This is a genomic window from Buchnera aphidicola (Cavariella theobaldi) (genome assembly GCF_964059165.1).
Lineage (GTDB): Bacteria > Pseudomonadota > Gammaproteobacteria > Enterobacterales > Enterobacteriaceae > Buchnera > Buchnera aphidicola_BO.
The window spans coordinates 89474-101712 of record NZ_OZ060413.1 but is presented as its reverse complement, the minus strand read 5'-3'; the positions used below and the strand labels follow the sequence as shown (position 1 = coordinate 101712).

At 28.0% G+C, this 12239-nt stretch carries 13 protein-coding genes; 3 read left to right on the top strand and 10 right to left on the bottom strand.

All coding sequences use genetic code 11. The annotated features are described in order from the left end of the window. Positions 1 to 7: 7 nt before the first annotated feature. The 10 genes from gndA to smrB form a co-directional block, all read right to left on the bottom strand. Positions 8 to 1420, bottom strand: coding sequence for an NADP-dependent phosphogluconate dehydrogenase (gene gndA, locus AB4W59_RS00490; RefSeq protein WP_367673186.1), 1413 nt, complete (start codon positions 1418 to 1420; stop codon positions 8 to 10). A gap of 153 nt (positions 1421 to 1573) precedes the next feature. After that, positions 1574 to 2197 carry a bifunctional phosphoribosyl-AMP cyclohydrolase/phosphoribosyl-ATP diphosphatase HisIE gene (gene hisIE, locus AB4W59_RS00485; RefSeq protein WP_367673185.1) on the bottom strand — a complete coding sequence of 208 codons (624 nt, stop codon included), beginning with the start codon at positions 2195 to 2197 and terminating at the stop codon, positions 1574 to 1576. Further along, the gene (gene hisF / locus AB4W59_RS00480; RefSeq protein ID WP_367673184.1) at positions 2191 to 2967 is read right to left on the bottom strand and encodes an imidazole glycerol phosphate synthase subunit HisF; all 777 of its coding nucleotides are present in this window, start codon (positions 2965 to 2967) and stop codon (positions 2191 to 2193) included. The genes hisIE and hisF overlap by 7 nt, the downstream gene beginning before the upstream one ends. Continuing rightward, complete coding sequence (gene hisA / locus AB4W59_RS00475; protein WP_367673183.1) at positions 2949 to 3686, bottom strand: 1-(5-phosphoribosyl)-5-[(5-phosphoribosylamino)methylideneamino]imidazole-4-carboxamide isomerase; 738 nt, start codon at positions 3684 to 3686, stop codon at positions 2949 to 2951. The genes hisF and hisA overlap by 19 nt, the downstream gene beginning before the upstream one ends. Positions 3687 to 3690: 4 nt before the next feature. Beyond that, a complete protein-coding gene (gene hisH, locus AB4W59_RS00470) occupies positions 3691 to 4281 on the bottom strand; it encodes an imidazole glycerol phosphate synthase subunit HisH (protein WP_367673328.1) in 591 nt (196 codons plus the stop codon). Then, the gene (hisB, locus tag AB4W59_RS00465; RefSeq protein ID WP_367673182.1) at positions 4281 to 5348 is read right to left on the bottom strand and encodes a bifunctional histidinol-phosphatase/imidazoleglycerol-phosphate dehydratase HisB; all 1068 of its coding nucleotides are present in this window, start codon (positions 5346 to 5348) and stop codon (positions 4281 to 4283) included. Before hisB ends, hisH begins: the two co-directional genes overlap by 1 nt. Further along, positions 5345 to 6442: a histidinol-phosphate transaminase gene (gene hisC, locus AB4W59_RS00460; RefSeq protein ID WP_367673181.1), complete on the bottom strand. Its 1098-nt coding sequence runs from the start codon at positions 6440 to 6442 to the stop codon at positions 5345 to 5347. Before hisC ends, hisB begins: the two co-directional genes overlap by 4 nt. Beyond that, positions 6439 to 7746 (bottom strand): histidinol dehydrogenase, encoded by a 1308-nt coding sequence (gene hisD, locus AB4W59_RS00455; protein ID WP_367673180.1) that lies wholly within the window; start codon positions 7744 to 7746, stop codon positions 6439 to 6441. The genes hisC and hisD overlap by 4 nt, the downstream gene beginning before the upstream one ends. A gap of 7 nt (positions 7747 to 7753) precedes the next feature. Next, complete coding sequence (gene hisG / locus AB4W59_RS00450) at positions 7754 to 8650, bottom strand: ATP phosphoribosyltransferase (protein ID WP_367673179.1); 897 nt, start codon at positions 8648 to 8650, stop codon at positions 7754 to 7756. Positions 8651 to 8821: 171 nt separating this feature from the next. Next, positions 8822 to 9349, bottom strand: a complete 528-nt coding sequence (gene smrB / locus AB4W59_RS00445) for an endonuclease SmrB (RefSeq protein WP_367673178.1) — start codon at positions 9347 to 9349, stop codon at positions 8822 to 8824. Positions 9350 to 9628: 279 nt separating this feature from the next. Between smrB and aroC the strand changes: the two genes are divergently transcribed. From aroC to AB4W59_RS00430, 3 genes are all read left to right on the top strand, one after another. Continuing rightward, complete coding sequence (gene aroC, locus AB4W59_RS00440) at positions 9629 to 10714, top strand: chorismate synthase (RefSeq protein ID WP_367673177.1); 1086 nt, start codon at positions 9629 to 9631, stop codon at positions 10712 to 10714. Between the two features lie 386 nt (positions 10715 to 11100). After that, a complete protein-coding gene (dapA, locus tag AB4W59_RS00435; RefSeq protein ID WP_367673176.1) occupies positions 11101 to 11991 on the top strand; it encodes a 4-hydroxy-tetrahydrodipicolinate synthase in 891 nt (296 codons plus the stop codon). Continuing rightward, positions 11963 to 12238, top strand: a complete 276-nt coding sequence (locus AB4W59_RS00430; protein ID WP_367673175.1) for a hypothetical protein — start codon at positions 11963 to 11965, stop codon at positions 12236 to 12238. The genes dapA and AB4W59_RS00430 overlap by 29 nt, the downstream gene beginning before the upstream one ends. The last annotated feature ends 1 nt before the right edge of the window (position 12239 follow it).

Genomic DNA, 12239 nt, shown 5'->3' with positions numbered 1-12239 from the left:
ATTCAAATTATGAGACTATTTTCCATTTTGTATGAAAAATACCATCTTTATCAATACGTTTATAAGTATGTGCACCAAAAAAATCTCGTTGCGCTTGAATTAAATTGGCAGGTAATAACTCTGATCGATAACTGTCATAATATGCAATAGCGGAAGAAAAAGCGGGAACTGGAATACCGTATTCTACAGAGGAAATTACTATTTTACGCAAAGAACTCTCATATAAATTAGCAATTTTTAAAAAATAAGGAGTTAATAGTAAATTAACAATATCTTTATCCTTAGAATACGCATCTGTTATTTTTTGTAAAAAACTTGCTCGAATAATACACCCTGATCTAAATATTTTTGCAATCTCTCCAAAATTTAAATTCCATGAATATTTTTTTGATGCTTTCTTTAATAATGAAAATCCTTGTGCATAAGAGATAATTTTACCTAAATATAAAGCTTTTCGTACTTCTTCAATATATTTTTTTTGATCTTTAGCAATAATATCTAAATTAGGTCCTTTTAATATATTAGATGCAATAGATCGTTGGACTTTTAAAGAAGATAAATATCGTGCAAAAACAGATTCTGTAATCAATGATAAAGGCTCACGCAATTCTAAAGCACTAGCACTAATCCATTTTCCAGTGTTTTTATCTTCTGCTTGATCTAAAATCATATTAAGAAGATCATTTCCATCATTATCTTTTTCCAAAAATATATTTTTTGTAATATCTATTAAATAACTATTCAATTCACCTTGATTCCAATCATGAAAAATACTTGCTAATTCTTGATTAGTACTATTTAGAACTGTTTTTAATATTTGATAAGATTCTGCAATAAGCTGCATATCGCCATATTCTATACCATTATGAACCATTTTTACATAATGACCAGCGCCATCAGATCCAATATAACTCACACATGGTTCACCATTAAATTTTGCCGAAATTTTTTTAAGCATGGGAGCAATTCGAGCATATGCTTCTTTTGTTCCACTAGGCATAATGGATGGACCCTTTAAAGCTCCAGATTCGCCACCAGAAACTCCCATACCAATAAAATCAATTCCTTTTTTAGATAAAATATCGTGTCTACGTATAGTGTCTTTATAAAAAGTATTACCACCATCGATTATGACGTCACCTTTATCTAAATAAGATAAAAGCGATGTAATTGTTGCATCCGTGGCTTGACCAGATTTAACCATTAGGAGAATACATCGAGGTTTTATTAATGAATTAACAAAATCTTCAATGGAAAAATAAGGAAAAATCTTTTTACCTATGTTACTTTGAATAACCTCTTCAGTTATTTTTCTAGTTCTATTAAAAATAGAAACAGTATAATTATGACTTTCTATATTCAAAGCTAAATTTTTTCCCATTACTGCCATGCCTATAACGCCAATATTCTGTTTAGCCATTTCTTTCCCTTATTTAATATGCTAAATAATATATATGATATATAATATACTATATATTATATTTATAAATATATTGTAAAATAAAGAGAATAAGATAATTTTATGGTATAAATCAATATATCTATTTATAAATAGTTAAAAATACTATTTTAGTTATTTACAAGACAATAAATGCCTCTTTTTTAAGGTATCAATAACTGTTATCAGATTTAAATCTTGATCTTGTAATAAGACTATTAAGTGATAAATTAAATCTGCAGTTTCATTTATTAATTCATTTTTATCTTTTTTCATAGCTGCTAATATCGTTTCGATAGCCTCTTCTCCCACTTTTTGTGCAATCCGTTTCGTTCCAGAGTGATATAAATCTTTTGTATAAGAATTTTTTTTAAATGTTTTTTTTCGAGTATTAATAATTTCTTCTAATTCAAATAAAAAATGTAAAGGATATTTTTTTGAAAAAAAACAACTTTTTTTACTTAAATGACATGTATCTCCAATAGCGGAAACCAATATTAATAATGTATCATAATCACAATCTGGACTAATTTCGATAACTCTTAAAAAGTTACCGGAAACTTCTCCTTTTGTCCACAAACGTTTTTTAGTACGTGAATAAAAAGTAACTAAACCCTCTCTTTGTGTTTTTAATAATGCATCATAATTCATATAACCATGCATTAATACTGTATGAGAGGCATAATTTTGAATTACAACCGGTATCATATTATGAGTTTTTGACCAATTGAGTCTAGATAAATCTTGTTGTGTTAACATTCTCTCACTTCTATTCCTTTTTTAATTAAAAAACTTTTTAAATTTTGAATATGCACAATATTTTTATGAAATACAGATGCTGCTAATACACCATCTATATTAGTATGATAGAACACATCATAAAAATGCTCTATTTTTCCAGCACCTCCTGATGCAATCAAAGGCACTTGACATATTTTTCTCATTTTTTTTAATTGTATTAAATCATATCCATTCTGTAAACCATCTTGATTCATCATATTTAATACTATTTCTCCCGCTCCATATTTTTGTACTCTTTGTATCCAATCACATGTTTTCCAATTTGTTTGATATCTCCGATCAATATCACCTGTGTATTGATGCACCATATAACAGTTTTTTTTATGATCCCACCATGAATCAATGCCTACTACTATACATTGGACTCCAAAACGATTAGCCATTTCTGTTATTAAATAAGGATTTATTAAAGCTGAAGAATTGATAGATATTTTATCTGCGCCAGAAGATAAAATAATTTGTGCATCTTGTACACTTTTAATACCCCCTGCAACACAAAAAGGAACATTGATAATTTCTGCAACTTTTTCAATCCACTTTCTATCTACTAACTTATTTTCTGTAGAAGCTGTGATATCATAAAAAACTAATTCGTCTATACCTTCTTCTGTATATTTTTGAGATAAAGCCAGAATATCACCCACTACTGTATGATCTTGAAATTGTACACCTTTTACTACTGATCCATCTTTAACATCAAGACACGCTATTATCCGTTTTGCCAGCATTTTAACGCCTCTTGTATAGTAATCTGCCCCTCTAATAAACTACGTCCGATAATAATACTTTTTACTCCAATATTTTTCAGTAAACTAATATCATGGTATGTACTAATGCCACCAGAAGCTTGAAAATGTATATTATTAAAATTTTGACAAATTTCTTGGTATAATTTTATGTTAGGACCTGATAATGTACCATCTCTAGAAATATCTGTACATAAAACATGTTTGAGTCCTGTATCAGAAAAAAAATTTAATATTTCTTCTAAACTAATATCCGTTGTTTTCTGCCATCCATTTATTGCAATTTTTTTATGATTATCCTTGTTGACGTGTACATCTAATGCTAAAACAATAGAATCTGCACCGTAAGTATTTAACCATTTTTTTACTATATTTTTTTTTTCAATTGCAACCGAACCAATAACAACTCTTTTCGCTCCCAACATAAGAAGTGTATTAATATCTTCTTCTGTTCTTATACCACCGCCGATTTGTAAAGAAATAATTTTATAAGATATAATATCTTTAAAAAATTGCAATTGTCTTTTAGAGCTATTTTGAGCACCATCTAAATCAACTAAATGAATTATTTTAACACCTTTTTTATGGTACTCGTTTAAATAATTGTACAAATCAATATCATAACACGTTTTTTTACAATAATTACCTTGATATAAACGAACTACTTGATGATTAATAATATCAAATGCTGGAATAATCATATTATTATATCTCTAAGAAATTTTTTAATAATTGAGCTCCAATATCTCCAGACTTTTCAGGATGAAATTGAACACCAAAAAAATTGTTTTTTTGTATAACAGAACTAAAAGATATTCCATAATCGGAACAGGCTAATGTATACTTATTAATAGGTACAAAATAACTATGTACAAAATAAAATCTAGATCCCGTTTTTATATTATTAAATAATATACTACCGCGATTAAAAATAATTTTATTCCATCCAATATGCGGCAATGTAATATTTTTATTTCTTAATCGATAGACTGGAGTCTTTAATATTCCTAATGTTTTAATACCACCACCCTCTTCACTAAAATTGCATAACAATTGCATGCCAAGACAAATGCCTAAAACAGGTGTTTTAACATTACAAATTACATTTACTATCATATTTCTAGATAATTCTCTCATTGCAGTTACTGCGCTACCAACTCCAGGAATAACTATTTTTTTGGCATTATGTACTACTGCAGGATCACATGTCACTATAGTCGTATATCCTAACTTTTTTATTGCAATAGTGATTGACGCTAAATTAGCACATCCGGTATTTAATATCACTATAGGCATCATAAAATTCCCTTTGAGGTTGGTAAAACATCCCCATCTATTTTAATTGCTTGACGCAAAGCTCTTCCAAATACCTTAAATAAACTTTCGGCGGAGTGATGATCATTCCGACCCAAACTCGATAGGTGTAATGTAATATTCATGGAATAAGAAAGAGAATAAAAAAAATGTTCAATCATATTGGTATTTAAATCACCAATCATTTGATAAAGAAAATTAGATTTAAATTTAAAATATGGACGACCAGATATATCTAAAATACAACTAGCTTGAGCTTCATCCATAGGTAAACAAAAACCAAAACGACTTAAACCTCTTTTTTGTCCCAACGCTTTTAACAATGCTTGACCTAAAACTATACCTGTATCTTCTACTGTATGATGATCATCCACATTAAGATCACCTTTGGCTAAAATTTTTATATAAATCCCGCTGTGTAATGATAATTGTTCTAACATATGATCAAAAAATTTGATACCAGTGCTAATAGAGCTTTTTTCTGGTAAATCTAAACTGACTTGTACATATATTTTTGTTTCTTGTGTTTTTCTAACTATTTCGCTATATCTATTTCTGGTTAAAATAATTTTCAAAATATCAGTCCAAGTACACTTATCTTCTTGATATTGAATCCCCATCACATTTATATTTTTAGCTAACTCCATATCTGTATCTCTATCACCAATAACATAACTACGATTTCGGTCAATTAAATTATCGATTAACCATGGTTGTAATAATTTAATTTTAGGTTTTCTACACTCACATTGATCACGTAAAAAATGAGGACAAATAAGAATATCATCAAATGTAATACCTTCCGAATAAAATATATCCAGCATAAAAAAATGGGGCGTATTAAATTTTTCTATAGGAAAAGTGGAAGTACCCAAACCATCTTGGTTTGTCACCATGACTAACTTGTATTCGAATTGAATTAATTTAGATAATGAGGAGATAACATGTTTTTTAAATATTAATTTTTTTATATTATCTACCTGAAAATTACTTACAGGTTCATCAATCAATGTCCCATCGCGATCAATAAATAAAATTTTATCTTTCACTTATTCCTCATAATATTGTTTTTTAAACAAAAACGTTTAAGTTCATCTATTACATAAATACATTCAGTGCGCGTGCCAATAGAAATTCGTATACAATTTTTTAAATACATTTTTTTATTTTGATTTCTTAAGATAATCCCTTTACTCCATAATTCTTTAAAAATTTTTTCACACATTTTAAACTGTACTAATACATAATTAGCACTGCTATCAAAAATTTTCTCTGTACAAGGTAACGTCTTTAACTCTTCCATAAACCATATACGATTAAGATCATTTGATAATACTCTCTTCTTCATTAATTCAATCGATTTACTCTCCAGTGATTGACATGCAATATCAGTAACTGGTATTGAGATAGGATATGGACTAATCACTTTATTCAAAATATTAATAACTTCTTTATTAGCTAAAATAAAACCACATCTAATAGCAGCTAAAGAAAATGCTTTAGAGAGAGTTCGCAAAATAACTAAGTGAGAATATTTTTTTAAATAAGTAATCATACTATCTTTCAAAGAAAATTCAATATAAGCTTCATCTACTACAATTAAAGCTTTTCCTGCAGTTATATTTAACAATTTTATGATATCATTTTGTAATATTATAGTGCCTGTTGGATTGTTAGGATTACATATATATATAATTTTTACTGAGTGTAAATTTAATTGAATATTTATTAAATCTAGTTGCCAAATATTTTTTTTAGTAGGAATTTTTCGAGCTAAAACATCAAATATATTTGCAGTAATTTGATACATATCATATGTTGGAGGGCAATAAACGATGACATCCTTTCTCGGTTCACAAAAAGCTTTAATTAAAAGCTCAATACCTTCATCAGCACCTCTTGTCACTAAAACATTATTATATTCTATATTCACATAATTAGCATAAGCAGAAATGAGTTCTGTAGGTTGACATTCTGGATATCGATTCCACTCTTTTTTTTTCAACGTAAAAAATACTGGAATAGGTGATTCATTAGCATTTAGACACACAGTACCATGACCACCAATTCGCCTTGCAGATTGATAAGGTATGAGATTTTTAATATTTTCTCTTACTAAATTTATAACATTATCTTTTGTCATATTGATTCCTTTAACATATTCATGCGAATTGTTACTGCATTCTTGTGTGCTTCTAATTTTTCTGCTTCAGATAAAATAACAAGAGAAGAAGCTAATGTCATAAAACCAGAATATGTTAATTCTTGAACTAATATACGCTTTTGAAAATCAGATAATCCTAATGCAGAATTAGTAATAGATTTACCATATGTTGGTAAAACATGATTAGTGCCTGATGCATAATCACCGGCTGATTCAGGAGACCAGGGACCAAGAAAAACAGAACTAGCATTAGAGATTTTATCTAATATACTTCTAGGATTTTCAATTTGAATAATCAAATGTTCAGGCGCGTACAAATTAGATATTTCAATACATTGTAATATATCCCTAGCAATAATAATTTTACTATTTTTTAAAGAATGATTAATGATATTTAATCTAGATAATTTTTTTGATTGTTTGTTAAGAGAAAAAATAACTTTTTTCGCTATTTCTACATCGGGAGTAATTAAAATAACCTGAGAAGAAATATCATGTTCAGCTTGTGATAATAAATCAGCAGCAATAAAATCAGGATTAGATTTTGTATCGGCAATAATCAAAAGTTCTGAAGGCCCTGCTAACATATCTATTGCAGGTCCATTTAAAGTAGTACTTACTTGAAATTTTGCTTCTGTCACATATACGTTACCAGGACCAAAAATCTTATCAACTTTAGGAATTGTTTCAGTACCAAAAGCAAGAGCAGCAATCGCTTGGGCGCCGCCAATTTGAAAAATTTTATTAATTCCACATAAAGATGCAACATATAATATTTCATCGCTTATTGGAGGTGGAGAGCAAAGAATAACTTCTTTACATTTTGCGATATTAGCAGGTATTGCCAACATTAATACAGTAGAAAATAAAGGTGCAGTACCACTGGGTATGTAAATACCAACAGAATTTAATGGTATACTAATTTGCTGACAACGCACTCCAGATTGAGTTTCAATATCTATTGTAGGCATAATTTGAGCTTGATGAAAACATTCAATATTTTTTTTTGCAATTAAAATAGATTTCTTTAAATCTCTATTGATGTTTCCTAAAGATAAGTCAATTTTTTTGTCAGAAATCTGAAATTCATCTAGTGTATAATTATCAAATAAAATCGTGTATTCATGAATTGCTTTATCACCATACTTGCATATATTTTCAATAATTTTTTTTACTTCTTTTGTGATTATATTTTTACGTGTTACTATTGGCCTTAATAAAATTTTTTTTCTTTCATGTGCACTGAGTGTATTCCAGTAAAAGATTTTTTTTATATCTTGCATCACATCTCTACTCCATCATTTTTTCAATTGGCAAAACTAAAATCGAACTAGCCCCTAGATTTTTTAGTTCTTCCATTGTCTCCCAAAATAATGTTTCACTGCTTACCATATGCATAGCCACTCTAGTATCATCACCTGCTAACTTCAAAATGGTTGGTCGTTCAGCTCCATGCAATAAAGAAATAACCTCTTCTAATTTTTTTACTGGAGCATGTAACATAATATATTTGGATTCTCGAGCTTTTATAACTCCTTGTATTCTTGTCATTAATTTGCTAATCACTTCTTTTTTTGAAGAATTAATATATCCGCTTTTAGAAATTAAACATGCATTAGAATGAAAAATTACTTGTACTTCACGTAAGCTATTAGATTCTAATGTCGCGCCAGTAGAAACTAAATCACAAATAACATCGGATAAACCTGCTCGCGGAGCGACTTCAACTGATCCATTTAACAAACAGGTTTTAAAAATAATATTTTTTTTATCAAGATATTTTTTTAATAAATGAGGATAAGAAGTGGCAATTCTATTATTTTTTAAACAATTTATATCTAAATATTGAGAGTTTATAGGAACTGCAATCGATAATCGACAAATTCCAAAATCTAAACGTTTTAATACAATATAAGAGCTTTCTAATCTCTGAGCTTCTCGACATAATAATACTTCTTCTAAAACATTAGCACCTACAATACCTAAATCCACTACTCCATCCATAACTAATCCAGGAATATCATCGTCACGGACTAACATAACGTCCAATGGCATATTTTCAGCAAATACTATCAATTTTTGCTGTTTTAAGTTGATTTTTATTCCACATTTAGTTAGCAATTTGATTGAATCATTACTCAAACGACCAGTTTTTTGCATAGCTATACGTACACGATTGTTATTCATTGCTTTTATAATTCCTTAAAAAATATTTTATATATGTAATATATAAATTTTATTTTTTATCAAAAATAATATGATTTTAAAAATATATAATATATCTCTAAAACCAATTGTTTCTTTTTAAAACCATTTATAAAATATTTAATAATGTGAATTTATACAGTTATAAAAAGATCAAATTTCAATAATCACTATAATAGCGGCATCACTACCAAACATTTTTGGAGCTTGATGAAAAGCTATAATATCAGGATGTTGAGATAACCAAAAAGGTATTTGTTGCTTTAAAATACATTTACCATATCCATGCATAATATGAGCACAAAAAATTTTTTCTTTACGGCAAATGGTAATTAATCGACCTAATTCTTTTTGCGCCTGATATTGCGTTAATCCATGTAAATCAATAAAAATATCTGGATTATATTTTTCTTTTTTTAAATTTTTTAAAATTTTATGTGAATGTCTACTGCGTACATAAGATACTGGATTATCTTGAAATAAATATTTTTTTTTGTTTGTATAAGAAAAATAATGAATATGCCCATCTTCTTCAATATACAGACGTTTTAGTAAATTAGTATTTTTTACTTTATGAATGCGGGAATGAAATATGGTATCCTGTACTATCTCACGTGTATTAGTTAAATATTGACGAAATAAAATATTATCCTCGGTGGCACATTGCCTCTTTTTATTCATGATTATTAATTACCAAACTCTTGATAAATATATATAATTACAGTAACATTTTTTGTACAATATTTTCTATTATGACTTATAATATTTTTATTAATTATATATTTTAGTTTTTACAAAAACAACAAATAAAAAAGTTTCTCAACATTGCATATAAAATAATGTATTAAAAGACATTTAAAAAAAATAAAAATTTTAATATAAAATAGTAATATATGAAAAAATATTTTTATTTTTTTTGAATAATAATATCTTTTAAAAAAAAATGTGAGCTATATAAAAATGCCTGGAAATACAATTGGAAAAATCTTTCGTGTAACTACTTTTGGAGAATCTCATGGTTCTGCATTGGGCTGTATAGTAGATGGAATGCCGCCAGGATTAAACCTTTCCCCTGAAGATTTACAACATGATTTAAATCGAAGAAAACCTGGACAATCTCGTTATACAACACCGCGTAATGAAGCAGATAAAGTACATATATTATCTGGAATATTTAACGGAATCACCACTGGTACCAGTATTGGATTAATTATTCATAATACTGATCAACGCTCTCAAGACTATCAGAATATCAAAGATATATTTAGACCGGGACATGCTGATTATACTTATGAAAAAAAATACGGAATAAGAGATTATCGTGGTGGCGGACGCTCTTCAGCTAGAGAAACTGCCATGCGAGTTGCAGCCGGTGCCATTGCAAAAAAATATCTCAAAACACAATATGGAATTTCTATACAAGCATATTTGTCAGCTATGGGTAACATTAATTGTGAATTTCACTCATGGGAAGAAGTAGAAAAAAATCCATTTTTTTGTCCTAATTCAAAAAAAATCTTTGCTTTACAGAATATGATTAAAGATCTAAAAAAAATGGGTGATTCTACCGGAGCAGAAATCACAATTATTGCACAAGGCGTTCCTGTTGGACTCGGAGAACCGGTATTTGATCGCCTTAATGCTGATTTAGCACATGCATTAATGAGTATTAATGCAGCAAAAGGTATAGAAATTGGTGATGGATTTTCATCTGTTCATAAAAAAGGAAGTGAATATCGTGACGAAATAACTCCGAATGGATTTAATACCAATAATGCAGGAGGGGTTTTAGGTGGTATTAGTAACGGTGACAATATTATTTTAAGAGTGGCTTTTAAGCCAACATCTAGTATTAGCAAAAAAGGAAAAACAATTAATAAAAATCATGAACCAGTTGATATAATTACAAAAGGTCGTCATGATCCATGTGTTGGTATTCGAGCTGTACCGATTACAGAAGCCATGGTAGCAATTGTATTAATGGATCATTTATTAAGATTTAGGGCGCAGTGCAATGACCATGATCTTTTTAATACAAAAAAATAAATTACTATCCAATATATAAATATAAAAAATTATATTATATACAAAATTTTATATTCTCATTATCTTTAGATAAGATAAATATATTCATAAGTGTCTTATTTTATAAAATTATATTTTTATTGTATGTAATCATGATATCATCCATAAATTTTACGCATTCATGATCATAAATATTAAAAAAATAAATAAAAACATTATTTTATAGAAATTAATTATTATTTTATAAAATCAAGACATACTGAACGTTCTTTATTGCTAATAAAAAGTTAATAATGCTAAAAAATCATAATTAGTTATGAAATATTATTTATTAATAGAAAATTATTTATCTTCATTTAAAATATATGTCAAACACACCATAAAGTTTTTATGGAGGAGGACAACTTATGTTCACAGGAAGTATTGTAGCACTCATCACACCCATGGATCTAAAAGGTGAACTCTGTAGATCTAGTTTAAAAAAAATAATAGATTATCATGTTCATAATAAAACAAAAGCTATTGTTTCTGTTGGAACGACTGGAGAATCTGCTACATTAAACCAAAAAGAACATGTTAATATTGTTATGATGACATTGGAAATAGCAGATAAACGTATTCCTATTATTGCAGGCACAGGCGCTAACGCAACAACAGAAGCCATATCACTAACTAAAAAATTTGAAAAATCTGGTATTGCAGGCTGTTTAACTGTAACACCCTACTATAATAGACCTACTCAAGAAGGATTATATCAGCATTTTAAAGCAATTTCAGAAAACACTGAATTACCACAAATTTTATATAACGTACCAAGTCGTACAGGTTGTGATTTACTACCCCAAACAATTGCTCGTTTATCTCATCTTAAAAACATTATAGGTATTAAAGAAGCTACTGGTGATTTATCCAGAATTAATAAGATTAAAATATTAGTCAAAAATGATTTTTTGTTAATTAGCGGAGATGACATAACAGCTTTAGATTTTATGCAATTAGGTGGTCATGGTGTCATATCGGTTACGGCAAATATAGCAGCTCACGAAATGACACAGATGTGTTCTTTCGCACTAAAAAAAGATTTTGTTCAAGCTAGAAAAATTAATCAAAAACTAATGCTATTACATGAAGCATTATTTATAGAGCCCAATCCAATGCCAGTAAAATGGGTATCTAAAAAAATTGGACTAATAAAACATGATACACTGCGATTACCTATGACGCCAATTATTAATTCAACCTGTTTAAAACTCGAAAAAGCTCTTACATATGCAAATCTCTCATTATCGAAAATATAATATTGTATTTTTTAAAGAAATCATAATTCTACCCATTATATTTTTTTTTATTACTTCTTGCTCTTATATAGATAATTTTCAAAAAAAAAATATTTTTTTGTATCAAGAGAAAAAGTGCAAATTAAAAAAATTAATTATACCAAAAAATTTAAATTTTCCAGAACCTGATAAAGAATATAATATACCTTATACAAAAAAAGAACTAAATCAAAAAAAATATAGTATATTTCCTCCAATATCATATTAAA

Bases quoted from the DNA above. Each gene is read 5' to 3' on its own strand.
- gndA (WP_367673186.1), bottom strand. From the start codon at position 1,420: ATGGCTAAACAGAATATTGGCGTTATAGGCATGGCAGTAATGGGAAAA.
- hisIE (WP_367673185.1), bottom strand. From the start codon at position 2,197: ATGTTAACACAACAAGATTTATCTAGACTCAATTGGTCAAAAACTCAT.
- hisF (WP_367673184.1), bottom strand. From the start codon at position 2,967: ATGCTGGCAAAACGGATAATAGCGTGTCTTGATGTTAAAGATGGATCA.
- hisA (WP_367673183.1), bottom strand. From the start codon at position 3,686: ATGATTATTCCAGCATTTGATATTATTAATCATCAAGTAGTTCGTTTA.
- hisH (WP_367673328.1), bottom strand. From the start codon at position 4,281: ATGCCTATAGTGATATTAAATACCGGATGTGCTAATTTAGCGTCAATC.
- hisC (WP_367673181.1), bottom strand. From the start codon at position 6,442: ATGACAAAAGATAATGTTATAAATTTAGTAAGAGAAAATATTAAAAAT.
- hisD (WP_367673180.1), bottom strand. From the start codon at position 7,746: ATGCAAGATATAAAAAAAATCTTTTACTGGAATACACTCAGTGCACAT.
- hisG (WP_367673179.1), bottom strand. From the start codon at position 8,650: ATGAATAACAATCGTGTACGTATAGCTATGCAAAAAACTGGTCGTTTG.
- smrB (WP_367673178.1), bottom strand. From the start codon at position 9,349: ATGAATAAAAAGAGGCAATGTGCCACCGAGGATAATATTTTATTTCGT.
- aroC (WP_367673177.1), top strand. From the start codon at position 9,629: ATGCCTGGAAATACAATTGGAAAAATCTTTCGTGTAACTACTTTTGGA.
- dapA (WP_367673176.1), top strand. From the start codon at position 11,101: ATGTTCACAGGAAGTATTGTAGCACTCATCACACCCATGGATCTAAAA.
- AB4W59_RS00430 (WP_367673175.1), top strand. From the start codon at position 11,963: ATGCAAATCTCTCATTATCGAAAATATAATATTGTATTTTTTAAAGAA.